Consider the following 24,736-nt stretch of genomic DNA (forward strand, 5'->3'; position numbering starts at 1 on the left):
CATGTCGAAGTTCTTTATCGATCGCCCGATCTTCGCCTGGGTGATCGCCCTGGTGATCATGCTGGTCGGCGCCCTGTCGATCCTGAAGCTGCCGATCAACCAGTATCCGAGCATCGCCCCGCCGGCCATCGCCATCTCCGTGACCTACCCGGGCGCCTCGGCGCAGACGGTGCAGGACACCGTGGTGCAGGTGATCGAGCAGCAGCTCAACGGTATCGACAACCTGCGTTATGTGTCGTCGGAAAGTAACTCCGACGGCAGCATGACCATCACCGCCACCTTCGAGCAGGGCACCAACTCCGACACCGCGCAGGTCCAGGTCCAGAACAAGCTGAACCTGGCCACCCCGCTGTTGCCGCAGGAAGTGCAGCAGCAAGGTATCCGCGTCACCAAGGCAGTGAAGAACTTCCTGCTGGTGATCGGCCTGGTGTCCGAAGACGGCAGCATGAGCAAGGACGACCTGGCCAACTACATCGTCTCCAACATGCAGGACCCGATCTCGCGGACCGCGGGCGTCGGTGACTTCCAGGTGTTCGGTGCGCAGTACGCCATGCGCATCTGGCTGGATCCGGCCAAGCTGAACAAGTTCCAGCTGACCCCGGTCGACGTGCGCACCGCCGTGGCCGCGCAGAACGTCCAGGTCTCGTCCGGCCAGCTCGGCGGCCTGCCGGCACTGCCGGGTACCCAGCTCAACGCCACCATCATCGGCAAGACCCGCCTGCAGACCGCCGAGCAGTTCGAGAAGATCCTGCTCAAGGTCAACAACGACGGTTCCCAGGTCCGCCTGGGGGATGTCGCCACGGTCGGCCTGGGCGGCGAGAACTACGCCATCAGTGCCCAGTACAACGGCATGCCGGCCTCGGGCCTGGCGGTCAAGCTGGCCACCGGCGCCAACGCCCTGGACACCGCAAAGGCGCTGCGCACCACCATCAGCGACCTGGAGCCGTTCTTCCCGCCGGGCGTGAAGGCCGTGTTCCCGTATGACACCACCCCGGTGGTCACCGAATCGATCAGCGGGGTGATCCACACCCTGATCGAGGCCGTGGTCCTGGTGTTCCTGGTGATGTACCTGTTCCTGCAGAACTTCCGCGCCACCATCATCACCACCATGACCGTGCCGGTGGTGTTGCTGGGTACCTTCGGCATCCTTGCCGCCGCCGGCTTCAGCATCAACACCCTGACCATGTTCGCCATGGTCCTGGCCATCGGCCTGCTGGTGGACGATGCCATCGTCGTGGTGGAGAACGTCGAGCGGGTGATGTCCGAGGAAGGGTTGCCGCCCAAGGAGGCGACCAAGCGCTCCATGGAGCAGATCCAGGGCGCCCTGGTGGGTATCGCCCTGGTGCTGTCGGCGGTACTGCTGCCAATGGCGTTCTTCGGCGGTTCCACCGGTGTGATCTATCGCCAGTTCTCCATCACCATCGTCTCGGCCATGGGCCTGTCGGTGCTGGTGGCGCTGATCTTCACCCCGGCCCTGTGCGCCACCATGCTCAAGCCGCTGAAGAAGGGCGAGCACCATGTGGCCAAGCGCGGCTTCTTCGGCTGGTTCAACCGCAACTTCGACCGCAGCGTCGTCGGCTACGAACGCAGCGTCGGCACCATCCTGCGCAACAAGATCCCGTTCCTGCTGGCCTACGCCCTGATCGTGGTCGGCATGATCTGGTTGTTCGCGCGCATCCCCACCGCGTTCCTGCCCGAGGAAGACCAGGGCGTGCTGTTCGCCCAGGTGCAGACCCCGGCCGGCTCCAGTGCCGAACGCACCCAGGTGGTGGTCGACCAGATGCGCGAGTATCTGCTCGACAAGGAAGCCGATACCGTGGCATCGGTGTTCACCGTCAACGGCTTCAACTTCGCCGGTCGTGGCCAGAGCTCGGGCATGGCGTTCATCATGCTCAAGCCGTGGGACGAGCGCTCGAAGGAGAACAGCGTGTTCGCCCTCGCCCAGCGCGCGCAGATGCACTTCTTCAGCTTCCGCGACGCGATGGTGTTCGCCTTCGCCCCGCCGGCGGTGCTCGAACTGGGTAACGCCACCGGCTTCGACGTGTTCCTCCAGGACCGCGCCGGCGTCGGCCACGCGAAACTGATGGAAGCGCGCAACCAGTTCCTGGCCAAGGCCGCGCAGAGCAAGATCCTCAGCGCCGTGCGTCCGAACGGGCTGAACGACGAGCCGCAGTACCAACTGACCATCGACGACGAACGCGCCAGTGCCCTGGGCGTGACCATCGCCGACATCAACAACACCCTGTCGATCGCCCTGGGCGGTAGCTACGTCAACGACTTCATCGACCGTGGCCGGGTCAAGAAGGTCTACATCCAGGGCGAGCCAAACTCGCGGATGAGCCCGGAAGACCTGCAGAAGTGGTACGTGCGCAACGGCAAGGGCGAGATGGTGCCGTTCTCCTCCTTCGCCAAGGGCGAATGGAGCTATGGCTCGCCGAAGCTGTCGCGCTACAACGGCGTTGAGGCGGTCGAGATCCTCGGTACCCCGGCACCGGGCTACAGTACCGGTGAGGCCATGGCCGAAGTCGAGCGCATCGCCGGCGAACTGCCAACCGGCATCGGCTTCTCCTGGACCGGCATGTCCTACGAGGAAAAACTCTCCGGCTCGCAGATGCCGGCGCTGTTCGCCCTCTCGGTGCTGTTCGTGTTCCTGTGCCTGGCAGCGTTGTACGAAAGCTGGTCGATCCCGATCGCGGTGGTGCTGGTCGTGCCGCTGGGCATCATCGGTGCACTGCTCGCCACCAGCCTGCGCGGGTTGTCCAACGACGTGTACTTCCTGGTCGGCCTGCTGACCACCATCGGCCTGGCGGCGAAGAACGCCATCCTGATCGTCGAATTCGCCAAGGAACTGCACGAACAGGGCAAAAGCCTGTACGACGCGGCCATCGAGGCCTGCCGTATGCGTCTGCGCCCGATCATCATGACCTCCCTGGCGTTCATCCTCGGCGTGGTACCGTTGACCATCGCCAGCGGCGCCGGCGCCGGCAGCCAGCACGCCATCGGTACCGGTGTGATCGGCGGCATGATCAGTGCGACCGTGCTGGCGATCTTCTGGGTACCGCTATTCTTCGTCGCAGTGTCGTCGCTGTTCGGCAGCAAAGAGCCGAAAGAACACGCCACCCCTGAAACTCCACGTTATGAGGCTGGGCAATGACCAAGTCTTTGTTGTCCCTGGCGGTAACCGCCTTCATCCTCGGCGGCTGCTCGCTGATCCCCGACTACCAGACGCCTGAGGCGCCGGTGGCGGCGCAGTGGCCGCAAGGCCCTGCGTACTCGCCGACCGAGTCGGCCAACGTCGCCGCGGCCGAGCAAGGCTGGCGCCAGTTCTTCCACGACCCGGCGCTGCAGCAGCTGATCCAGACCTCGCTGGAAAACAACCGCGACCTGCGCGTCGCGGCGTTGAACATCGACGCCTACCGCGCCCAGTACCGTATCCAGCGCGCCGACCTGCTGCCGGCCGTGACGGCCAATGGCAGCGGCAGCCGCCAGCGGATGCCGGCCAACATGTCGCAGACCGGCGAATCCACCATCAGCAGCCAGTACTCGGCCACCCTCGGTGTCAGCGCCTATGAGCTGGACCTGTTCGGCCGTGTGCGCAGCCTGACCCAGCAGGCCCTGGAAACCTACCTGTCCAGCGAGCAGGCGCGCCGCTCCACGCAGATCAGCCTGGTGGCCAGCGTGGCCAACGCCTACTACACCTGGCAGGCCGACCAGGCGCTGCTGAAGCTGACCGAAGAAACGCTCAAGACGTACGAAGAGAGCTACAACCTGACCCGCCGCAGCAATGAGGTGGGCGTGGCTTCGGCGCTGGACCTGAGCCAGGCCCGCACCGCCGTCGAAGGCGCGCGGGTCAAGCTGTCGCAGTACCAGCGCCTGGTCGCCCAGGACCTGAACAGCCTCACCGTGCTGGTGGGCACCGGCGTGCCGGCCACCCTGCCCAAGCCGCTGGAGCTCAATGCCGACCAGCTGGCCGAAGTGCCGGCCGGCCTGCCGTCCGACATCCTGCAACGTCGTCCGGACATCCAGGAAGCCGAGCACCTGCTCAAGGCCGCCAACGCCAACATCGGCGCCGCCCGCGCCGCGTTCTTCCCGAGCATCAGCCTGACCGCCAACGCCGGTACCCTGAGCCCGGACATGGGCGGGCTGTTCAAGGGTGGCTCGGGCACCTGGCTGTTCCAGCCGCAGATCAACCTGCCGATCTTCAATGCCGGTAGCCTCAAGGCCAGCCTGGACTACTCGAAGATCCAGAAGGACATCAACGTCGCCAAGTACGAGAAGACCATCCAGACCGCCTTCCAGGAAGTCGCCGATGGCCTGGCCGCACGCAAGACGTTCGAAGAGCAGTTGCAGGCGCAACGCGACCTGGTGGCGGCGAACCAGGACTACTACCGCCTGGCCGAGCGTCGCTACCGCATCGGCATCGACAGCAACCTGACCTTCCTCGACGCCCAGCGCAACCTGTTCAGCGCCCAGCAGTCGCTGATCGGCGATCGCCTGTCGCAGCTGGTCAGCGAGGTCAACCTGTACAAGGCCCTCGGTGGCGGCTGGTACGAACAGACCCAGCAGCAGGCCTCGATCCAGACGCCGAAAGGCTGATTGGAGCGGTAACGGCATCAAGCCCACCCTTGCGGTGGGCTTTTTGTTGCCCGCACGGGCCTCATCGCGGGGCAAGCCCGCTCCCACGTTGCTCTTCAACCTGAGGTATCGCAACGTGGGAGCGGGCTTGCCCCGCGATGCCGGTCGGCCAACATTACGTTCGATAATCGCCCCATTCCGCGTTCCGCGAATTGCCTCGCCCCCACCCTCCCCCGCACCATCGCCCACGCAACGTTGCACAAGCTCTCTCTAAAGACGCCCGACCCTGCGGCCCGCACCCGCAGCGCACCGGCTCGCCCAATAAAAACAAGAGATCCACGACAGATGAGCACTTTGCAACCCGCACGCCAGCTGCTGCCGGGCCTGTTGGCCCTGTCCTGCGCCTTGCCCGCCGTCGCCGCCGAAAGCGGTTTTCTGGAAGACGCCAAGGCCAGCCTCAACCTGCGCAACTTCTACATCAACCGCAACTTCGTCGACCCGGCCAACCCCCAGGGCAAAGCCGAGGAATGGACCCAGAGCTTCATCCTCGACGCCCGTTCCGGCTTCACCCAGGGCACCGTTGGCTTCGGTGTGGACGTGCTGGGCCTGTACTCGGTCAAGCTCGATGGCGGCAAGGGCACGGCCGGAACCCACCTGCTGCCGGTGCATGACGATGGCCGCCCGGCCGATGATTTCGGCCGCCTGGGCGTGGCATTGAAGACGCGCCTGTCGCAGACCGAACTCAAGGTCGGCGAGTGGATGCCGGTGCTGCCGATCCTGCGTTCGGACGATGGCCGCTCGCTGCCGCAGACCTTCCGCGGCGGCCAGCTCACCTCCAAGGAGCTCGACGGCCTGACCCTCTATGCCGGCCAGTTCCGCGGCAACAGCCCGCGCAACGACGCGAGCATGGAAGACATGTTCATGCAGGGGCGCGCCGGCATCACCTCCGACCGCTTCGACTTCGCCGGTGGCGAATACAGCTTCAACGACAAGCGCACGATGGTCGGCCTGTGGGACGCCCGCCTCAAGGACATCTACCGCCAGCAGTACCTGAACCTGGTGCACAGCCAGCCCTTGGGCGACTGGACCCTGGGCGCCAACCTGGGCTACTTCCTCGGCAAGGAAGACGGCAGCGCCCGCGCCGGCGACCTCGACAACCGCACCGCCTCGGCCATGCTCTCGGCGCGCTACCAGGGCCACACCTTCTACGTCGGCCTGCAGAAGGTCAGCGGCGACGACGCCTGGATGCGGGTCAACGGCACCAGCGGCGGTACCCTGGCCAACGACAGCTACAACGCCAGCTTCGATAATGCCAAGGAGCGCTCCTGGCAGGTGCGCCATGACTTCAACTTCGTCACCGTGGGCATCCCCGGGCTGACCCTGATGAACCGCTATATCAAGGGTGACAACGTGCATGCCGGCGGGGTGGACGATGGCAAGGAGTGGGCCCGCGAGACCGAGCTGGCCTATGTGGTGCAGGCCGGGACGTTCAAGGACCTGTCGGTGAAATGGCGCAACTCGACCATGCGCAGGGACTTCAGCAGCAATGCGTTCGACGAGAACCGGTTGATTGTCAGTTATCCGCTGAACCTGCTTTAGCAGGTCTGGCCTCTTCGCGGGTAAACCCGCTCCCACAGGGACAGCACAGCCTTGGAGTCCAGTGTTATACCTGTGGGAGCGGGTTTACCCGCGAAGAGGCCGGTGGCCACACTAAAGAATCTAAAGGAATATATAAATCAAATAAAATTCTTTGACGTTATATATGGCAACCCGCTAAAACCGAGCCCTGATCCCCGCACCAGAGCCCGAGCATGGACCTCCGCCAACTGCGCTATTTCATCGCCCTCACCGAATACCGCAGTTTCGTCCGCGCCGCCGAAGCCATGGGCATCACCCAACCCGCCTTCAGCCGCGCCATCCAGAACCTCGAGCAGACCTTCGGATGCGCCCTGGTTGATCGCGCCAACAAGTCACTGCCCCCTACCCCCGAGGGGCAGGTGGTACTGCAACACGCCCGCCGCCTGGTGCAAGGCGCGGCGCAGTTGAACAACGACGTGCTGCAGATGACCAAGCTCGATGCCGGCGAACTGCATTTCGGCAGTGGCCCGGCCCTGGCCGTGCGCCTGGTGCCCCAGGCCCTGCAACAGTTCATCGATCGCCACCCAGGCATCCGCACCGCGCTGCTGGTGGACAACGCCGAACGCCTGAGCCAGGCGCTGCGGCGAGAGCAGATCGAGTTCTTCGTCGATGACGTGCGCCCCTTCGAGGCCGATCCGAACTTCCACACCGAAGCGCTGACCCCGCGCCCCGGCCTGTTCTTCTGCCGCCCGGGTCACCCATTGCTGGCCAAGGACAGCCTGTCGACCAACGACCTGTTCGCCTACCCACTGGCCAGTGCGCTGCTGGCGCCGGGCGTGCGCAAGCGCCTGGCCAACCTCAGCGGACGCAGCGACTTCACCCCGCACCTGCAGACCGAGCACCTGGCGGTGCTGCGCAGCGTGGTGCTGGCCAGCGACGCCATCGGCACGGCCAGCGAGGAGGCGGTGGCCGAGGACCTGGCCACCGGCGATCTGGTGCGCCTGCACTGGCGCAACCTGCCGCCGGGCCTGGAGGTCCTCAGCGTGCGCTGCGGGGTGATCAGCCGCAGCGGCTATCGCCTGTCACCGGCGGCGCGGGCGATGATCGACACCCTGGTCAGCCTGGATGCTGCCCCATCGCCCGCAGACGCCGGGCATCGACAATCTCCACCTCGCCATAGCCCAGGCGCACCACGCCGGACTGCTCGAAGCTCCTGAGGATCTGGTTGATGGTCTGGCGCGACAGCGACAACATCAGCGCCAGCTGTTCCTGGGACACCTGCAACCGCCACTGGGCGACATCGCGCTCGCCATAGCCTTCGGCCATCTGCAGCAGGCGCTGGGCCACCCGCGGCGCGGCGGCCAGCAGGCTCTGCTGCTCCAGGGCAACGAACACCCAGCGCAACTTGTGGCTCATCAACAAGGCCAGGTCGCGCCAGTGCACAGGCTCGCGCGCCAGCCACTCGAGCAGCGGCGCCTGGGGGTTCCACAGCAGGCGCGTCGGCCCTTCGGCATAGGCGTCGTGGGTACGCGGCTGGCCATCGAACAGGCTGATCTCGCCAAACCAGTGGGGCGACTCGACCAGCGTCAACAGTGCCTCCTTGCCTTCGCTGCTGACCGCGCCGACCCGCATCGCCCCCTCCAGCACCGCATACAGGCCACAGGGCGCATCACCGCGCTGGAACAGGCATTGCCCCGGCGCCAGCTCACGCGCACGGCCCAGGGCCAGCAGGCTATCCTGAACGGTAGCGGGCAATTGCCGGAACCACTGGCCATGCAGCAGCTGGGTACGCGGGTCGTGCATGGCGCCTCGCAAAACGAACTCTGTCGGCCAGGCGACAGACGACGGTGACTGAACAGGGGCAAGCTGCGCTCACCCCTGATGGAGGAACAACAATGAAAAACCTCGTCGAGCACCTGAGTCAATACGCGGCCTACCACCGCGATCCGCGCAACATCGCCACCCACTTCATCGGCATTCCGCTGATCGTGCTGGCCGTGACCATCCTGCTGTCGCGCCCCGGCTGGGACCTGGCCGGCGTCTGGCTGTCGCCGGCCCTGCTGCTGGCGGGCTGGTCGGTGTGGTTCTACCTGCGCCTGGACCTGCGCTTCGGGCTGGTGATGGGCCTGCTGCTGGGGCTGTGCCTGTGGGCCGGCCAGGCACTGGCCGTGCAGAGCACCGGGCTGTGGCTGAGTGCCGGGCTGGGTGCGTTCGTGGTGGGCTGGATCATCCAGTTCGTCGGCCACTGGTACGAAGGGCGCAAGCCGGCGTTCGTCGATGACCTGAGTGGGCTGATCATCGGACCGCTGTTCGTGGTGGCGGAGCTGGCGTTCATGGCCGGGCTGTGCCCTGAGCTGAAAAAGGCCGTGGAGGCCAATGCCGGGCCGGTGGCCATCCGCCAGAAGAAAGCGGCGATCTGACCCCACCTCGAGGCCTGTAGGAGCGGCCTTGTGCCGCGAAAGGGCCGCAAAGCGGCCCGGCAGCTTCGGCGTCCCCCGCGATGGGGCTGCTGCGCAGCCCATTCGCGGCACAAGGCCGCTCCTACAGGGAAGCGCGCAAGCCTACAGCCGCGACTCCACCCCCAGTTCATCCCACACCGACTCGGCCAGGTGGAACGTGGCGTTGGCCGCCGGGATCCCGCAGTAGATCGCGCTCTGCATGATCACCTCCTTGATCTCCTCCCGCGTCACGCCATTATTGGCGGCGGCGCGCAGGTGCAGCTTGAGCTCTTCATTGCGGTTCATGCCGATCAACATGGCGATGGTGATCAGGCTGCGGGTATGCCGCGCCAAGCCGGGGCGCGTCCAGATATCGCCCCAGGCATGCCGGGTGATCATCTCCTGGAACTCGCCGTTGAAGTCGTTGAGCTTCTCCAGGCTGCGGTCGACATGGGCGTCGCCCAGCACCGCACGGCGTACCTGCATGCCCGCCTCGTAGCGTTGTTTCTCGTCCACGGTGTACTCCTCAACGGCTCGACAGGAAGTCGAGCACACGGCGGCTGAACGGCGCGCCGATCTCGACATTGGACAGGTGCGCCGCCGCAAACTCCACGTACTCGGCGCCGAGGATGCCGGCCTGCATGAAGCGACCGTGCTCGGGGGTGGTCACCGCATCGGCGCTACCGGCGACAATCAGGGTCGGCACCTGGATCTGGTTGAGCTGGTCACGGAAATCGGCATCGCGCACCGCGGCGCAATTGGACGCGTAGCCCTCCGGCGAGGTCTGCGCCAGCATCTGGCAGATACGCAGGGTGCGTTCCGGCTCGGCGGCGGCGAACGCCGGGGTGAACCAGCGGGCGATGGAGGCATCGCGCAAGTCGGCCATGGCCTGCCGGCCCCCCGCGAGCACGGTGTCGATGCGGGTGTTCCACACTTCGTCACTGGCGATCTTCGCCGCCGTGTTGCACAGCGCCAGGCTGAGCAGGCGGTTACCCGCGTTGATGCCCAGCCACTGACCGATCAGGCCACCCATGGACAGGCCGATGAAATGGGCCTTCTCGATATCCAGGGCATCAAGCAGGGCCAGCACGTCGCCACCGAGTTGCTCGATGCTGTAGGGGCCCTCGGTCACCTGCGAACCGCCATGCCCCCGGGTGTCGTAGCGCAGCACACGGAAATGTTCGGCCCAGGCCGGGATCTGCGCATCCCACATGTGCAGGTCGGTGCCCAGCGAGTTGGACAGGACCAGCACCGGCGCATCGTCCGGACCGTCGAGTTGGTAATGCAATGCGCCATCGGCCAGTTGCAGGTGCGCCACAGCGGTCTCCTTTCAGGCAGTGAATCGTTGATGTTCGGCCACGGCGCGTGCCACCCAGACACGCGCTTGGCCGAGGTAATGGGCAGGGTCGAGCAGACGGTCGAGCTCCTCAGCGGACAGTTCGGCGCTGACCTGCGGTTCGTCGCCCAGCACGGCACGCAGGTGGCGCCCCTCGGCCACGGCGCGCTGGCAGCATTGCTCCAGCAGGTGATGGGCACGCTCGCGCCCCAGGCGCTGGGCGAGCACGATACTGACCGCCTCGGCCAGCACCAGGCCCTGGGTCAGGTCCAGGTTGCGGCGCATGCGGGCGGCGTCCACCTCCATGCCCTCGGCTATCAGCTGCGCCTGGCGCAGGGCGCCGGAGACCAGGCAGCAGATTTCCGGCAGGGTTTCCCATTCGGCATGCCACAGGCCGAGGCTGCGCTCGTGCTCCTGGGGCATCGCGGTGAACAGGGTCGAGACCAGCCCCGGCACGCGGGTGGCGGCACCGATCAGCACCGCCGCGCCCACCGGGTTGCGCTTGTGCGGCATGGTCGAGGATCCGCCCTTGCCCGGCGCGCCGGGCTCGAACAACTCGCCCGCCTCGGTCTGCATCAGCAGGCTGACATCCCGGCCGAACTTGCCCAGGCTGCCGGCGACCAGGCCCAGTACCGAGGCGAACTCCACCAGGCGGTCCCGCTGGGTGTGCCACGGCTGTTCGGGCAAGGACAGTTTCAGCTGCGCGGCCAGGGCCTCGGCCACCGGCAAGGCCTTGCTGCCCAGCGCCGCCAGGCTGCCGGAGGCGCCGCCGAACTGCAGCACCTGCAGGCGCGGGCGCAGTTCCTTGAGGCGCTGGCGATGACGGGTCAGGGCGCCAAGTACACCGGCCAGCTTCATCCCCAGTGTCACTGGCGTCGCATGCTGCAGCCAGGTGCGCCCCACCAGCGGCGTGTCGGCATGCTGCAGCGCCTGGCGGGCCAGGGTGTCGGCCAGCTTGCCGAGGTCGCGGTCGATCAGCGCCAGGGCGTCACGCAGTTGCAGCACCAGGCCGCTGTCCATCGCATCCTGACTGGTTGCGCCCAGGTGCACGTAGCGCTCGGCCTCGGGCACGCCGCTGGCGACCACCTTGCCCAGGGCCTTGACCAGCGGAATCGCCGAGTTGCCGGCAATGGCGATGGCATCGGCCAAGGCACGCACGTCATAGCGCTCGGCCTTGCAGGCCGCCTCGATGGCGCTCACCGCGGTGTGCGGCACCAGTCCGGCACCCGCCTCGGCACGGGCCAGGGCGGCCTCGAAATCGAGCATGCCCTGCAGCCGGCCACGGTCGGAGAAGATCTCGCGCATGGCCGGCGCGGTGAAGTAGGCATCGAACAGTTGGTTGCTCATGCAACGTCCTTAGTGATCATGGTGCAGGTACGCCGCTTGCTTGGGCAGGCGCAGGCTGAACAGGAAGGCCACCGCCATCATCGCGGTCACGTACCAGTAGAAGGTGTTCTCCATCCCTAAGGTTTTCAAGCCCAGTGCCACGTATTCGGCGGAACCGCCGAACACCGCGTTGGCCACGGCATAGGCCAGCCCTACCCCCAGCGCACGGACCTGCGGGGGGAACATCTCGGCCTTCACCAGGCCGCTGATGGAGGTGTAGAAGCTGACGATGCACAGCGCCAGGGTCACCAGCACGAAGGCCATGAACGGGCTGCTCACGGTCTTCAGCGCCATCAGCAACGGCACGGTGAAGATCGTCCCCAGGGCGCCGAACAGCAGCATCGAATTGCGTCGGCCAATGCGGTCGGAGAGCATGCCGAACACCGGCTGCAGGATCATGAACACGAACAGCGCGCCGGTCATGACGAAACTGGCGCTCTTGGCGTTCATGCCGGCGGTGTTGACCAGGTACTTCTGCATGTAGGTGGTGAAGGTGTAGAAGATCAGCGAGCCACCGGCGGTGTATCCCAGCACTGTGATGAAGGCGGCGGCATGGTTGCGAAACAACCCGCTGATGGTGCCGGCGTCCTTGTCCTGGCGGGTCTCGGCGCTGCTGGTCTCCTTCAGCGAGCGACGCAGCATCAGCGAGATCAGCGCGGCGATGGCGCCGACCACGAACGGGATGCGCCAGCCATAAGCGCGCAGCTCATCCTCGCTGAGCAGCTGTTGCAGGATCACCACCACCAGCACCGCCAGCAATTGGCCGCCGATCAGGGTGACGTACTGAAACGAGGCGAAGAAGCCGCGCTGGCCGCGCAAGGCCACTTCGCTCATGTAGGTGGCGGTGGTGCCGTACTCGCCGCCCACCGACAGGCCCTGGATCAGCCGTGCCAGGAGCAGCAGCGCCGGTGCCCAGGCGCCGATGCTGGCGTAGGTGGGCAGGCAGGCGATGATCAGCGAGCCGCCGCACATCATCAGCACCGAGATCATCAGCGAATTCTTGCGCCCGTGACGGTCGGCCAGGCGGCCGAAGATCCAGCCACCGATGGGGCGCATCAGGAAGCCTGCGGCGAACACACCGGCGGTGTTGAGCAACTGCACCGTGGGGTCGTCGGAGGGGAAGAAGGCCGGGGCGAAGTAGATCGCGCAGAAGGCATAGACATAGAAGTCGAACCATTCGACCAGGTTGCCCGACGAGGCGCCGACGATGGCGAAGATCCGCTTGCTGCGTTCTTCGCCGGTGTAATAGCTGGAAGTCATGGTGTTTTTACTCCTGGGAGGTCACTGCAAAGTCTAGACATACCCAGTAACAATCTCGTTCCCTGCCGGACATGGATCCCTGTAGGAGCGGCCTTGTGCCGCGAAAGGGCTGCGTAGCAGCCCCCGGCGGTATTCGCGTTGGAACACAAGTCTCGGGGCCGCTGCGCAGCCCTTTCGCGGCACAAGGCCGCTCCTACAGGGGGCGAGTCCAACTTCAGACCCGCTCGATGGCCAGCGCCAACCCTTGCCCGACGCCCACACACATGGTCGCCAGCCCCTTGCGCCCGCCACTCTTCTCCAGCTGATGCAGCGCCGTCAGCACCAGGCGCGCCCCGCTCATCCCCAGCGGGTGCCCCAGGGCGATCGCACCGCCGTTGGGATTGACCTGCGGCGCATCGTCCGCCAAGCCCAGCTCGCGCAGCACCGCCAGCCCCTGGCTGGCAAACGCCTCGTTGAGCTCGATGACATCGAAATCTGCCACCGCCACACCCAGCCGCTCGGTCAGCTTGCGCACCGCCGGCACCGGGCCGATGCCCATCACCCGTGGCGCCACGCCGGCACTGGCCATGCCCAGCACCCGGGCCCGTGGGGTCAGGCCATGCTTTTTCACCGCCTCGGCCGAGGCCAGGATCAATGCGGCGGCGCCATCGTTGACGCCCGAGGCATTGCCTGCGGTAACCGTCTTGTCAGGGCCATTGACCGGTTTGAGCCTGTTCAGCGCCTCCAGCGTGGTGTCCGGGCGCAGATGCTCATCCTGCTCGACCACCGTCTCGCCTTTCTTATGGGCGATACGCACCGGCACGATCTCTTCGGCGAAGTAACCGGCAGCCTGCGCGGCGGCGGCCTTCTGCTGGCTGCGCAGGGCAAAGACGTCCTGATCGGCGCGCGACACCTGGTAGTCGTCAGCGACGTTGTCGGCGGTCTCGGGCATCGAGTCCACGCCATGCTGCGCCTTCATCAACGGGTTGACGAAGCGCCAGCCGATGGTGGTGTCCTCGAGCTTCATGTTGCGCGAGTAACCGCTCTCGGCCTTGCCCATCACGAACGGCGCGCGGGACATCGACTCGACGCCACCGGCGATGGCCAGCTCCATCTCGCCACTGGCGATGGCGCGGAAAGCACTGCCAATGGCGTCCATGCCCGAGGCGCACAGGCGGTTGAGGGTCACGCCGGGAATGCTCTGCGGCAGGCCGGCCAACAGCAGCGCCATGCGCGCCACGTTGCGGTTGTCCTCGCCGGCCTGGTTGGCGCAGCCGAGGAACACTTCGTCGAGCAGTTCCCACTGCACCTGCCGATTGCGCTCGACCAGCGCCTTGAGCGGCACCGCCGCCAGGTCGTCGGCGCGCACACTGGCCAAGGCGCCGCCGAAGCGGCCAATGGGGGTGCGGATGGCGTCGCAGATAAAGACGTCACGCATCAGGCTTCTCCTGCCGTCTGGCCATGGGCGGCGGCGGTGCGCGCTTCGAGGTCGCGCAGGGCGGACAGCTCGACATCGCTGGGTGCCGCAGTCTGCTGCACGTCGTCGGCGAAGCGGATCGCCCACCCGGTGGCGGCAACGATCTGCTCGCGAGTCACGCCCGGGTGGATCGATGTGACCACGAATTCATGGGTGCCCGCTTCCGGCTCCATGATGCACAGGTCGGTGATGATGCCGACCGGTCCCTCGCCGGGCAGGCCAAGGCGCTTGCGCGAGTCGCTGCCTTCGCCGTGGCCGACCGAGGTGATGAAGTCGAGCTTGTCGACGAACGCCCGCGGCGACTGCTTGAGGATGATCAGCACCTGCTTGGCGGAACCGGCGATCTCCGGTGCACCGCCGGCACCCGGCAGGCGAGTCTTCGGCGCATGGTAGTCGCCGACCACCGTGGTGTTGATGTTGCCGAAGCGGTCGACCTGGGCCGCGCCGAGGAAGCCGACGTCGATGCGCCCGCCCTGCAGCCAGTAGCGGAAGATCTCGCCGGTCGGTACCACGGTGTCGGCGGTTTCGGCCAGCTCGCCGTCACCGATGGACAACGGCAGCACGCTCGGCTTGGCGCCGATCGGGCCGGACTCGTAGATCAGCACGACATCAGGCGACGAGGTCAGGCGTGCCAGGTTGGCGGCCTTGGACGGCAGGCCGATGCCGACGAAGCACACGGCACCGTTGCGCAGGCGACGGGCCGCCGCGACGGTCATCATTTCGGAAGTGGAGTAGCTCATTGCGCGGCCTCCGCGGTGCTGGCCAGCTTGGCCTGGAATTCGGTGAAGTCCCGGGTGCCATGGATAAAGGTATCGATCCAGGCGGTGAACGACTCGCGGTTGCGGGCGATCGGGTCCCAGGCCTGGTAGAAGCGGTTGTCGCGCTCGTAGTAGCCGTGGGCGTAGGACGGGTGGGCGCCGCCGGGCACCAGGCACACCGCGCTGAGCGCCCAGGTCGGCAGCACACAGGCATTCATCGGCGCATTCAGGTCATCGACGATCTCCTCGACGGTGACGATGCAGCGCTTGGCCGCCAGGGCCGCCTCCTTCTGCACGCCGAGGATGCCCCACAGCAGCACGTTGCCCTTGCGGTCGGCCTTCTGCGCATGGATCACGGTGACGTCCGGGCGCACCGACGGCACGGCGGCAAGCACCTCGCCGGTGAACGGGCAGGTGACGCTCTTGATCAGCGGGTTGACCTTCGGCAGGTCGGAGCCGGCGTAAGCCCGCAGCACCGCGAACGGCAGGCCGGAGGCGCCGGCGACATAGGCGTTGGCCAGGTCGGCGTGGCTGTGTTCCTCGATCTCGATGGCGTGCGGCCACTGCTTCTCCACCGCGTCGCGCAGGCGATGCAGCGAACCAACGCCGGGGTTGCCGCCCCAGGAGAAGATCAGCTTGCGCGCGCAGCCGGCACCGATCAGCTGGTCGTAGATCAGGTCCGGGGTCATGCGCACCAAGGTCAGGTCGCGCTTGCCCTGGCGGATGATCTCGTGACCGGCCGCCGTCGGAATCAGGTGGGTGAAGCCTTCGAGGGCGACGCTGTCGCCATCCTGGATGAACTGCTTCACGGCCTCGTGAAGCGAGAGGATTGCTGCCATTGGAGACTCCTGGTCAGGTCGAGTCGAGTCAGTGAGCAGCGGGCCATTGCGTCGCTGCGATGGGCCCAGATTACGGCGGCTGTCGGGATGGTAACAATCCGATAATCGCACTTTCGTGCGATTATCGAACCATTTGTTACTCTACTATCTAACGCGTACCTATCGCCTCAGGTCGCGTCGGCGTGGCTCACCAGCCCCTTCACCACTACGCCGATGGTGGCCAGCGCCGCTGGCACCAGCAACGCGGTCAGCACCTGCTCGAAGGTCCACCCCAGACCCAGCAGCGTCGCCCCGCTCCAGGCACCGAGAATCGCGCCGAAGCGACCGATCCCGAGCATCCACGACACCCCGGTGGCGCGCCCCTGGGTTGGGTAGAACCGCGCCGCCAACGACGGCATGGCCGATTGCGCGCCGTTCACGCACATGCCGGCGACCAGCACCAGCGTGGCCAGCAAGGTGATGTTGCCCAGGCTCTGCCCCACGGCATAGGCGAACACACCCGCCAGCAGGTAGAAGACGCCGATCACCTTGTGCGGGTTGAAGCGGTCCATCGCCCACCCCACGGCCACCGCGCTGAGCACGCCGCCGAACTGGAACAACGCGCCGATGAAGGCGGCCTGCTCCATGCTCGCGCCGCTGTCACGCATCAGGGTCGGCAGCCAGCTGGTCAGCAGGTAGACGATCACCAGGCCCATGAAATAGGTCAGCCACAGCAGCACGGTGCCCAGGCCATAGGTACCCGAGAAGATCACCGCGAACACGTTGCGCGCCGCCACCGCCTTCTGCTCCGGCACACTGAAGCTCGCGGCCTGTGCCACCAGCGCCGGAGCAATCGGCGCCAGGGTCCGGCGCACCTTCTCGGTGCCACGGTTGCGCACCACCAGGAACCGCGCCGACTCCGGCAGCCAGACCAGCAGCACCAGTGCCAGTAGCAACGGCAGCACCCCGCCGATCACCAGCAGGCTGTGCCAGCCGTAGGCCGGGATCAGCTTGGCCGAGATGAAACCGCCCCCGGCCATGCCCAGGTTGAAGCCACAGAACATGCTGGTTACCAGCAGCGACTTGAGCCGCTCCGGGGTGTACTCGGAGAGCAAGGTGGTGGCATTGGGCATGCCCGCCCCCAGGCCCAGGCCGGTCAGAAAGCGCAATACCAGCAGTTGCTCGACATTGGTCGCGTAGGCCGAGGCCAGGCTGAACCCGCCGAACACCAGCACCGCGCCCACCAGCACGCCCTTGCGCCCGAAGCGGTCGGCCAGCGGGCCGGAGCCGAGGGCGCCGAAGACCATGCCGATCAGCGCGGCGCTCATCACCGGGCCGAGACTGGCGCGGTCGATGCCCCATTCCTGGGACAGCGCCGGGGCGATGAAGCCCATGGCGGCGGTGTCCAGCCCATCGAGGAAGACGATCAGGAAGCACAGGATCACCACCCGCCATTGATAGCGCGACAGCGGTTGGTCATTGATGAGGGACTGGACATCGAGGCAGTTGCCGACAGCGGATTGTGGCTTGTTCATTGTTGTTATCCGGGAGTTGGGCACAGGCAGGCTACCGCGCATCGCTGATGCGCAGGAACAGCAAACGGTGGATACGGCGAACTGGATCAGCCGGCGTGCAGCAGCACTGCGCGCGGGTGCGGCCGCGACAGCGAAGGGATGGTCTTCATGGGGATGCCCTCGGGCCTGTTGTTATTGTCCGGTCGGCGAAGCCGACTCGTGCGACAGACATTAATCAGCAGGCCTGGGCGGCGCAATTCGTCGGGAACGACACTGTGCGTTTATCGAACACAAAGCGCCCGGTTCCTGTGCGAGCAACTGTCATGTGCAAACTCCACTCCCACAAGTACTGCACAACGTCTGAGACAGTGGGAATCCCGTGGGAGCGGCTTCAGCCGCGAACACCGGCGAAGCAGGTGCCACAGGATTGTGCGCAGGAATGAGGAGCGTCTGTGCGGATCAGCCAAACAACTGGTGACACAGGTCCTGGCTGGCCGCCAGCAGGATCGGTAGGAAACGCTGCTCCAGTTCCCCACGGCTGACCCGACCGACATGGGTACTCACGTTCAACGCCGCCAGCACCTGCCCCGAGGCGTCATAGATCGGCACGGCAATCGAACGCAGGCCCTGCTCCAGTTCCTGATCAACCACGCACCAGCCCTGCTCGCGCACTTGCTGGATGCAGGCGAACAGCGATGCCGGATCGTGCAGGGTACGGCTGGTCCGCGCCTTGAGGTCCGCCCGCTCCAGATATTCGTGCAGGCTGGCGTCGTCCAGCGCCGCCAGCAGGATGCGGCCCATCGACGTGCAATAGGCCGGGAGCCGCCCACCGACCGACAGGTCGACCGAGATCAACCGCTCGACCGTGGCCGAGCGCGCTATATAAAGGATGTCGTCGCCCTCCAGCGTGGCCATGTTGGCCGCCTCGTGGAGCTGGTCGCTGATCCGGTCGAGGTAGGGCTGGGCCGATACCGCCAACGGCGTGGACGACAGGTAGGCATGGCCAAGGGTCAGCACCTTGGGCAACAGCGAATAGGTTCGCCCGTCGGTGGTCGCGTAGCCAAGCTTCATCAGCGTATGCAGACAACGCCGTACCGCCGCCCGGGGAATTTCCGTGCGGTGGCTGATCTGGGCAATGGTCAGGTGTCGCTTGCGCTCCTGGAACGCCTGGATCACCGCAAGGCCACGAGCCAGGGAGGTCATGAAATCCGGATCGCCGGTGAAGGCCTGGATGCGCTTGGCCGCGGACGCCACGATCGGCGGTGCCAGGGTGGGGCCGGTATTGCGCGCGGGCTCGTTCGCTGGCGGGCCGCTGGTTTCTTCGCTCATGGACATGCCTCAAAAAAATCGCTACCTCGTTCGATTATCGAACGAACGGCCGATAATCGCAATTGACCGCTGACACTTTTGCTTATACCTTTCCTCTGCCACATGTGGCTTCTTTGGAGAGACTGGTCAGGTACCCACCGTAGAAGTCCCAGGCAACGGCCTCGCCTCCCAGCGAGGCCGTTTTCATTTCCGACACCCATCGGCAAACTTGCCTACCACAACAACTTGAACTTTCAGCAGTCCGCTCGGACAAACCCTCTGTCCGCAAAGAATAACTTCAGGACTATTGTCAATGGCGGGTAAAGAACGATAGCCTTCGAATTGCCGATTGCTATAATCGGCTCATGTTGATTGTCTGCGCTGTATAACGGATCCAATCGACAAACTTTCGTTGCCTTCCTGACGCCTGCCCGCTGCCTGAGCAGTGGCTTGTCGTGTGGTGCGCCGCAGGTCGCCCTCCCACACTCTGTCCTTGCAGTGCAACGATGTGTTCGCGTTGCTGAATTTCCACATCCTGCGTGTGTATTTAGCGGCTGACGCCCAACTTCAACCTATTCAGGTATTACTGTGACGAAAGAAGAACTGCGCGCGGAACTCGAGCGCCAGGCCGAACGTTACAAGGATGTTTACGGTGGTGAAGTCACCACCTATGCCGCACAACCCGACCCGGAACGCAAACCCTGGCGTAAACGCGCCAGCATTCTCGACCAGGCCTTCGCCCAGGAAATCGAGAAGATCGAAAAGGAACTGCGCAGCGACGGCGAGTGAAGTCACACGATGTCATGGCGCCGCTATCGAGCAACGGTTGCGGCAAGGCATCCTGGGTGAAAATGCTCGATATGAAATGGAATCACACAAATTTCATACAAGCGTTTAAATTGCGGGCTCTCTACGAAAATCGTCTCAAATCGCTGATTTTTCTGAAATTTATCGATTTTTTACGACGTTTTTGCGCGAAAGCTCACCTGCGCCATGCAGGTGCGGGGTCGTCATTCCCCTGCCATCGGTCAGTGGCGGGTGCATCGATTGCCATGGTTTTCTGGCATAATCCGCCCCCCCTAAGACCGCCAGACAACCTTCATGATCGATTTATTCAGCGGACTGGATGCCTGGGTTATCGTGAGCCTGACGCTCGCTCTGACCTTCGTGCTCGCATTCGAGTTCATCAATGGCTTTCATGACACCGCCAACGCGGTAGCCACTGTCATCTATACCAAGGCCATGCCACCGCACCTGGCCGTGTTCTTCTCCGGTGTGTTCAACTTCCTCGGGGTTCTGCTCGGTGGTGTCGGGGTGGCCTATGCCATCGTCCACCTGCTGCCGGTCGAACTGCTGATCAATGTGAACACCGGCCACGGCCTGGCCATGGTCTTCTCGCTGCTGGCCGCGGCCATCACCTGGAACCTGGGCACCTGGTACTTCGGTATCCCGGCCTCCAGCTCGCACACCCTGATCGGCTCGATCCTCGGCGTCGGCCTGGCCAACGCCCTGATCAGCGACATTCCGCTGGGCGACGGCGTCAACTGGCAGAAGGCGATCGACATCGGCATGTCCCTGGTGCTCTCGCCCATGGCCGGCTTCGCTGTCGCCGCCCTGCTGCTGATCGGCCTGAAATGGTGGCGTCCGCTGTCGAAGATGCACAAGACCCCGGACCAGCGCCGCAAGCTCGACGACAAGAAGCACCCGCCGTTCTGGAACCGCCTGGTGCTGGTGATCTCGGCCATGGGCGTGAGCTTCGTGCACGGCTCCAACGATGGCCAGAAGGGCATCGGCCTGATCATGCTGGTGCTGATCGGCATCGTCCCGGCCAAGTTCGTCCTCGACCTGAACAGCACCACCTACCAGATCGAGCGCACCCGCGACGCCACCCTGCACCTTAGCCAGTTCTACCAGCGCAACGCCGCGACCCTGGGCGAGTTCCTGGCGCTGGGCAAGGCGCAGGCAAGCGATCTGCCGGAACAGTTCAGCTGCAATCCGCAACAGACCGAGCCGACCATCACCGCGCTGCAATCGTCGCTCGCCGGGGTGACCGACTACCGCGCCCTGAGCGCCGAGAAGCGCGTCGAAGTGCGTCGCTACCTGCTGTGCCTGGACGACACGGCGAAGAAGGTCGGCAAACTGCCGGGCCTGCAGGCCCGTGAAAAGGCCGACCTGGAGAAACTGCGCAAGGACCTGACAGCCACCACCGAGTACGCACCATTCTGGGTGATCGTCGCCGTCGCCCTGGCCCTGGGCCTGGGCACCATGGTCGGCTGGAAGCGCGTGGTGCTGACCGTTGGCGAGAAGATCGGCAAGCAGGGCATGACCTATGCCCAGGGCATGTCGGCACAGATCACCGCGGCCTGCGCCATCGGCATGGCCAACGTGTTCAGCCTGCCGGTGTCCACCACCCACGTGCTGTCGTCAGGTGTCGCCGGTACCATGGTCGCCAACAAGAGCGGCCTGCAGGGCGGCACCGTGAAGACCATCCTGCTGGCCTGGGTGCTCACCCTGCCGGCAACGATGGGCCTGGCCGCCGGCCTGTTCTGGCTAGCCACCAAGGCCATTGGCTGAGTGGTACGGCAATAGAAGAAGGCGCCCTCGGGCGCCTTTTTCGTGGGTATTTCTTCGCGGGTAAACCCGCTCCCACAGGGCAGTGGGATATCCCTGTGGGAGCGGGTTTACCCGCGAAGAGGTCGGTACAGGAACTCAACGCTTCCTGCCCCCCAACAACGACCCCATCAACCCACGCACCAGCTGCCGCCCCAATTGGTTGGCCGCCTGGCGCACCGCCGACTTGATGGCCTGCCCCGCCGCGCTCTGCAGGAACTCACCGGCCTTGTCGGCGAAGCTGTCCTCATCGGCCTTGGCCTGGGGCGCCGGCTCCACCGGCTCGCCCTTGCGCTGGGTAAGCATTTCATAGGCCGACTCACGGTCCACCGGCTTGTCATAGCGCCCGGCCAGCGGCGATGCCGCGATCAGGGCCTGCCGCTCGACTGCGCTCAACGGCCCGATCCGCGACTGTGGTGGCGCGATCAGCACCCGCTGGACCATGGCCGGCGTGCCCTTCTCTTCCAACGTCCCGACCAGCGCCTCACCAATGCCCAGTTCGGTCAACACCGCCAGGCTGTCGAACGCCGGATTGGGGCGGAAACCATCGGCCACGGCGCGCAGCGACTTCTGCTCCTTGGCGGTGAATGCCCGCAAGCCATGCTGGATGCGCAGCCCGAGCTGGGCCAGCACCGCATCCGGCAGGTCGCCTGGTGACTGGGTGACGAAATATACCCCCACACCCTTGGAGCGGATCAGCCGCACCACCTGCTCCAGACGGTCCTGCAACGCCTTGGGCGTGCCGTTGAACAGCAGGTGCGCTTCGTCGAAGAACAGCGCCAGCACCGGCTTGTCGGCATCGCCACGCTCCGGCAGTTGCTCGAACAGTTCGGCCAGCAGCCACAGCAGGAAGGTCGCATAGACCTTGGGCGCGTCATGCACCAGGCGGCTGGCATCGAGCAGATGGATACGCCCGCGACCATCGCCTTCGGGGCGCAGCAGGTCCTCCAGTTGCAGCGCCGGCTCGCCGAACAGCGCCTCGGCGCCCTGCTGCTCCAGGGTCGCCAGGCGGCGCAGCAAGGCCTGCGTGGAGGCGCTGGTCATCAAGGCGCTGTCCTCGCCCAGCAGCTGGGGATTGTCCTTCAGGTGCGCGAGCAGAGCCTTGAGGTCTTTCAGGTCGAGCAGCAGCAGGCCTTCGCGGTCAGCCACCTTGAACGCCGCATACAAGGCGGCCTGCTGGCTGTCGGTGAGCTCCAGCAGATTGCCCAGCAGCAACGGTCCCATTTCGCTCAGGGTGGTGCGCAAGGGATGCCCCGATTGCCCCGCGATATCCCAAAGACTTACCGGATAAGCCTGGGGCTTGTGGTTCAGCCAGGGCATGCCGGCGATCCGCTCGGCCACCTTGCCCTGGGGCGCCCCGGCCGCGCCGAGGCCGCACAGGTCGCCCTTCACATCCGCGGCGAATACCGCGACCCCGGCATCGCTGAACAGCTCGGCCAGGTGTTGCAGGGTGACCGTTTTGCCGGTGCCGGTTGCCCCGGCCACCAGGCCATGCCGGTTGGCCAGGCGCATGGACTGGAATACCGGCTGACCATCAGGACCTGCTCCTACTACCATTCGTAAGGAATCTGACATCTTCTTTCATCCCCTGCTCAAGTTCCGTCGCGTGACAGCCGATATTTCAAAATGATTCTACCCAGAAAGACAGTAACAACCCGAAAAGGACCCACGGGAATTGTTGCACTGTTTTCCAGCCGTGCTTTGTGCGAACGACCCGATAAAAAACCTTAGCGGACACGATCACGTTATGAATAAAAGCCTTCGTTTCAGCCACAAGATTCTTCTGGCGGCATCACTGATCGTGATACTCGCCTTCAGCCTATTCACCCTGTACAACGATTACCTCCAGCGTAACGCCATTCGCGAAGACCTGGAGAACTACCTGGCTGAGATGGGCGAGTCCACCTCCACCAATATCCGCAACCTGTTCGAAGGGCGAATCAAGCTGGTCGAGAACGTCGCCCAGAACATTGCCCAGTACCCACAGAACACCGGCACCCTGCTGGGCCAGAACGCGCTGACCTCGAGCTTCCAGACCATCTACCTGGGCCAGCCCGACGGCACCTTCACCGTGCGCCCCGACACCAGGATGCCCGACGGCTACGACCCGCGCGTGCGCCCCTGGTACAAGGACGGCCTGAACGCCAACGGCCCGATCCTCACCGAACCGTATATCGACATGGCCACCAACGAGCTGGTCATCTCGATCATCAGCACCGCCTCGCGTTCGGTCGGCGTGGTCGGCGGCGACCTGGCCCTGGACGGCCTGGTGCAGATCATCAACTCGCTGAACTTCGGCGGCATGGGCTACGCCTTCCTGGTCAACGACCAGGGCAAGATCCTGGTGCACCCGGACAAGAACCTGGTGATGAAGACGCTGTCGGACCTGTTCCCGCAGAACACGCCGAGGCTGTCCAGCAACCTGACCGAAGTGACGCTCAACGGCGAAACCCGCCTGCTGACCTTCACTCCGGTCAAGGGCCTGCCTTCGGCCAACTGGTACATCGGCCTGTCGGTGGACAAGGACAAGGCCTTCTCGATGCTCAGCACCTTCCGCACTTCGGCGGTGATCGCCACGCTGGTGGCAGTGGTGATCATCATCGCCCTGCTCGGCCTGCTGATCCGCGTGCTGATGCAGCCGCTGCACACCATGACCCGCGCCATGTCGAACATCGCCGAGGGTGAAGGCGACCTGACCCGCCGCCTGGAAATCCACAACCACGACGAGTTCGGTATCCTCGGTACCGCCTTCAACCGCTTCGTCGAGCGCATCCACGGTTCGATCCGCGAAGTGTCCTCGGCCACCGAGCAGGTCAACGAAGTGGCACTGCGGGTGATCAGCGCCTCGAACTCGTCGATGAGCAACTCCGACGAGCAGTCCAACCGCACCAACAGTGTCGCCGCCGCAATCAACCAGCTCGGCGCCGCTGCCCAGGAGATTGCCGGCAACGCCGCCCAGGCCTCGCAGCATGCCAGCTCGGCGCGGCTGCTGGCCGAGGAAGGCCAGCAGGTGGTGCAGCGCAACATCGATGCGATGAACCGCCTGTCGGACCTGATCGTCACCTCCAGCGAGCATATCGAGACGCTGAACAACAAGACCGTCAACATCGGCCAGATCCTCGAGGTGATCACCAGCATTTCCCAGCAGACCAACCTGCTTGCCCTCAACGCCGCCATCGAGGCCGCCCGCGCCGGTGAGGCCGGGCGTGGCTTCGCCGTGGTCGCCGACGAGGTGCGCAACCTGGCGCACCGCACCCAGGAGTCGGCGCAGCAGGTACAGAAGATGATCGAGGAGCTGCAGGTCGGCGCCCGCGAGTCGGTCGACACCATGGGCCAGAGCCAGCGCCACAGCCAGGACAGCATGGACATCGCCAACCAGGCCGGCGAACGCCTGGGCAGCGTCACCCAGCGCATCGGCGAGATCGACGGCATGAACCAGTCGGTGGCCACCGCCACCGAAGAGCAGACCGCCGTGGTCGACTCGATCAACATGGACATCAACGAGATCAACATGCTCAACCAGGAAGGCGTCGAGAACCTGCAGGCCACCCTGCGCGCCTGCTCGGACCTCGAACAGCAGGCCGGCCGCCTCAAGCAACTGGTCGGCAGCTTCCGCATCTGACCTGAGCAAACGCGTCGCCTGATTCGCGGGCAAGCCCGCTCCCACAGGATCTCTGCCGGCCCTGTGGGAGCGGGCTT

The 24,736-nt window shown here is 65.2% G+C and carries 19 protein-coding genes; 8 read left to right on the top strand and 11 right to left on the bottom strand.

The genetic code is table 11. The features are described 5' to 3' along the window. The first annotated feature begins 1 nt into the window (after position 1). The 4 genes from ttgB (at position 2) to NMG10_RS09405 (ending at position 7,370) form a co-directional block, all read left to right on the top strand. Positions 2-3,154, top strand: coding sequence for an efflux RND transporter permease subunit (gene ttgB / locus NMG10_RS09390; RefSeq protein ID WP_203647847.1), 3,153 nt, complete (start codon positions 2-4; stop codon positions 3,152-3,154). Next, positions 3,151-4,596, top strand: a complete 1,446-nt coding sequence (locus tag NMG10_RS09395) for an AdeC/AdeK/OprM family multidrug efflux complex outer membrane factor (protein WP_232854635.1) — start codon at positions 3,151-3,153, stop codon at positions 4,594-4,596. The genes ttgB and NMG10_RS09395 overlap by 4 nt, the downstream gene beginning before the upstream one ends. Before the next feature lie 324 nt (positions 4,597-4,920). Beyond that, positions 4,921-6,174 carry an OprD family porin gene (locus NMG10_RS09400; protein WP_254464228.1) on the top strand — a complete coding sequence of 418 codons (1,254 nt, stop codon included), beginning with the start codon at positions 4,921-4,923 and terminating at the stop codon, positions 6,172-6,174. Between the two features lie 212 nt (positions 6,175-6,386). After that, positions 6,387-7,370: a LysR family transcriptional regulator gene (locus NMG10_RS09405; RefSeq protein WP_232854637.1), complete on the top strand. Its 984-nt coding sequence runs from the start codon at positions 6,387-6,389 to the stop codon at positions 7,368-7,370. Here NMG10_RS09405 and NMG10_RS09410 read toward each other — a convergent pair. After that, entirely contained in the window at positions 7,270-7,956 is a 687-nt protein-coding gene (locus NMG10_RS09410) for a Crp/Fnr family transcriptional regulator (RefSeq protein ID WP_254464229.1), read from the bottom strand. The genes NMG10_RS09405 and NMG10_RS09410 overlap by 101 nt on opposite strands. A 92-nt stretch (positions 7,957-8,048) precedes the next feature. Between NMG10_RS09410 and NMG10_RS09415 the strand changes: the two genes are divergently transcribed. Continuing rightward, a complete protein-coding gene (locus NMG10_RS09415; protein ID WP_203647851.1) occupies positions 8,049-8,573 on the top strand; it encodes a DUF962 domain-containing protein in 525 nt (174 codons plus the stop codon). Between the two features lie 141 nt (positions 8,574-8,714). On the opposite strand, the gene pcaC is transcribed toward NMG10_RS09415, so the two are convergent. The 9 genes from pcaC to pcaR form a co-directional block, all read right to left on the bottom strand. Next, positions 8,715-9,107, bottom strand: coding sequence for a 4-carboxymuconolactone decarboxylase (gene pcaC, locus NMG10_RS09420; protein WP_234560689.1), 393 nt, complete (start codon positions 9,105-9,107; stop codon positions 8,715-8,717). A 10-nt stretch (positions 9,108-9,117) separates the two neighbouring features. After that, positions 9,118-9,909, bottom strand: coding sequence for a 3-oxoadipate enol-lactonase (pcaD, locus tag NMG10_RS09425; protein ID WP_254464230.1), 792 nt, complete (start codon positions 9,907-9,909; stop codon positions 9,118-9,120). 12 nt (positions 9,910-9,921) lie between these two features. Continuing rightward, positions 9,922-11,274, bottom strand: coding sequence for a 3-carboxy-cis,cis-muconate cycloisomerase (locus NMG10_RS09430; protein WP_254464231.1), 1,353 nt, complete (start codon positions 11,272-11,274; stop codon positions 9,922-9,924). Positions 11,275-11,283: 9 nt separating this feature from the next. Further along, entirely contained in the window at positions 11,284-12,573 is a 1,290-nt protein-coding gene (locus NMG10_RS09435; RefSeq protein WP_203647854.1) for an MFS family transporter, read from the bottom strand. A gap of 214 nt (positions 12,574-12,787) precedes the next feature. Then, positions 12,788-13,993, bottom strand: coding sequence for a 3-oxoadipyl-CoA thiolase (pcaF, locus tag NMG10_RS09440; RefSeq protein WP_254464239.1), 1,206 nt, complete (start codon positions 13,991-13,993; stop codon positions 12,788-12,790). Beyond that, positions 13,990-14,769, bottom strand: coding sequence for a CoA-transferase subunit beta (locus NMG10_RS09445; protein WP_203647855.1), 780 nt, complete (start codon positions 14,767-14,769; stop codon positions 13,990-13,992). The genes pcaF and NMG10_RS09445 overlap by 4 nt, the downstream gene beginning before the upstream one ends. Next, the gene (locus NMG10_RS09450) at positions 14,766-15,626 is read right to left on the bottom strand and encodes a CoA transferase subunit A (protein ID WP_203647856.1); all 861 of its coding nucleotides are present in this window, start codon (positions 15,624-15,626) and stop codon (positions 14,766-14,768) included. Before NMG10_RS09450 ends, NMG10_RS09445 begins: the two co-directional genes overlap by 4 nt. Positions 15,627-15,793: 167 nt before the next feature. Further along, positions 15,794-17,140: an MFS transporter gene (locus NMG10_RS09455; RefSeq protein ID WP_203647857.1), complete on the bottom strand. Its 1,347-nt coding sequence runs from the start codon at positions 17,138-17,140 to the stop codon at positions 15,794-15,796. Between the two features lie 438 nt (positions 17,141-17,578). Next, positions 17,579-18,448, bottom strand: coding sequence for a pca regulon transcriptional regulator PcaR (gene pcaR, locus NMG10_RS09460; protein ID WP_254464232.1), 870 nt, complete (start codon positions 18,446-18,448; stop codon positions 17,579-17,581). A 567-nt stretch (positions 18,449-19,015) separates the two neighbouring features. On the opposite strand from pcaR, the gene NMG10_RS09465 reads away from it, so the two are divergent. Continuing rightward, positions 19,016-19,216, top strand: coding sequence for a hypothetical protein (locus NMG10_RS09465; protein WP_050703906.1), 201 nt, complete (start codon positions 19,016-19,018; stop codon positions 19,214-19,216). 312 nt (positions 19,217-19,528) lie between these two features. Further along, the gene (locus NMG10_RS09470; protein ID WP_203647859.1) at positions 19,529-21,001 is read left to right on the top strand and encodes an inorganic phosphate transporter; all 1,473 of its coding nucleotides are present in this window, start codon (positions 19,529-19,531) and stop codon (positions 20,999-21,001) included. A 135-nt stretch (positions 21,002-21,136) separates the two neighbouring features. Here the strand turns inward: NMG10_RS09470 and NMG10_RS09475 are convergent, their stop codons facing one another. Then, positions 21,137-22,612, bottom strand: a complete 1,476-nt coding sequence (locus NMG10_RS09475) for a helicase HerA-like domain-containing protein (protein WP_203647860.1) — start codon at positions 22,610-22,612, stop codon at positions 21,137-21,139. Positions 22,613-22,784: 172 nt separating this feature from the next. Between NMG10_RS09475 and NMG10_RS09480 the strand changes: the two genes are divergently transcribed. Beyond that, positions 22,785-24,659 carry a methyl-accepting chemotaxis protein gene (locus NMG10_RS09480; RefSeq protein WP_254464233.1) on the top strand — a complete coding sequence of 625 codons (1,875 nt, stop codon included), beginning with the start codon at positions 22,785-22,787 and terminating at the stop codon, positions 24,657-24,659. Positions 24,660-24,736: the final 77 nt, after the last annotated feature.

The sequence above is a fragment of the Pseudomonas sp. DVZ6 genome (assembly GCF_024259445.1).
GTDB classification, from domain to species: Bacteria; Pseudomonadota; Gammaproteobacteria; order Pseudomonadales; family Pseudomonadaceae; genus Aquipseudomonas; species Aquipseudomonas peradeniyensis.

Coding starts and splice junctions, on each gene's coding strand:
- NMG10_RS09410 (WP_254464229.1), bottom strand. CDS start 7,956: ATGCACGACCCGCGTACCCAGCTGCTGCATGGCCAGTGGTTCCGGCAA.
- NMG10_RS09475 (WP_203647860.1), bottom strand. CDS start 22,612: ATGTCAGATTCCTTACGAATGGTAGTAGGAGCAGGTCCTGATGGTCAG.
- ttgB (WP_203647847.1), top strand. CDS start 2: ATGTCGAAGTTCTTTATCGATCGCCCGATCTTCGCCTGGGTGATCGCC.
- NMG10_RS09405 (WP_232854637.1), top strand. CDS start 6,387: ATGGACCTCCGCCAACTGCGCTATTTCATCGCCCTCACCGAATACCGC.
- NMG10_RS09415 (WP_203647851.1), top strand. CDS start 8,049: ATGAAAAACCTCGTCGAGCACCTGAGTCAATACGCGGCCTACCACCGC.
- NMG10_RS09400 (WP_254464228.1), top strand. CDS start 4,921: ATGAGCACTTTGCAACCCGCACGCCAGCTGCTGCCGGGCCTGTTGGCC.
- NMG10_RS09450 (WP_203647856.1), bottom strand. CDS start 15,626: ATGGCAGCAATCCTCTCGCTTCACGAGGCCGTGAAGCAGTTCATCCAG.
- NMG10_RS09480 (WP_254464233.1), top strand. CDS start 22,785: ATGAATAAAAGCCTTCGTTTCAGCCACAAGATTCTTCTGGCGGCATCA.
- pcaR (WP_254464232.1), bottom strand. CDS start 18,448: ATGAGCGAAGAAACCAGCGGCCCGCCAGCGAACGAGCCCGCGCGCAAT.
- NMG10_RS09455 (WP_203647857.1), bottom strand. CDS start 17,140: ATGAACAAGCCACAATCCGCTGTCGGCAACTGCCTCGATGTCCAGTCC.
- NMG10_RS09430 (WP_254464231.1), bottom strand. CDS start 11,274: ATGAGCAACCAACTGTTCGATGCCTACTTCACCGCGCCGGCCATGCGC.
- NMG10_RS09395 (WP_232854635.1), top strand. CDS start 3,151: ATGACCAAGTCTTTGTTGTCCCTGGCGGTAACCGCCTTCATCCTCGGC.
- NMG10_RS09445 (WP_203647855.1), bottom strand. CDS start 14,769: ATGAGCTACTCCACTTCCGAAATGATGACCGTCGCGGCGGCCCGTCGC.
- NMG10_RS09470 (WP_203647859.1), top strand. CDS start 19,529: ATGATCGATTTATTCAGCGGACTGGATGCCTGGGTTATCGTGAGCCTG.
- NMG10_RS09435 (WP_203647854.1), bottom strand. CDS start 12,573: ATGACTTCCAGCTATTACACCGGCGAAGAACGCAGCAAGCGGATCTTC.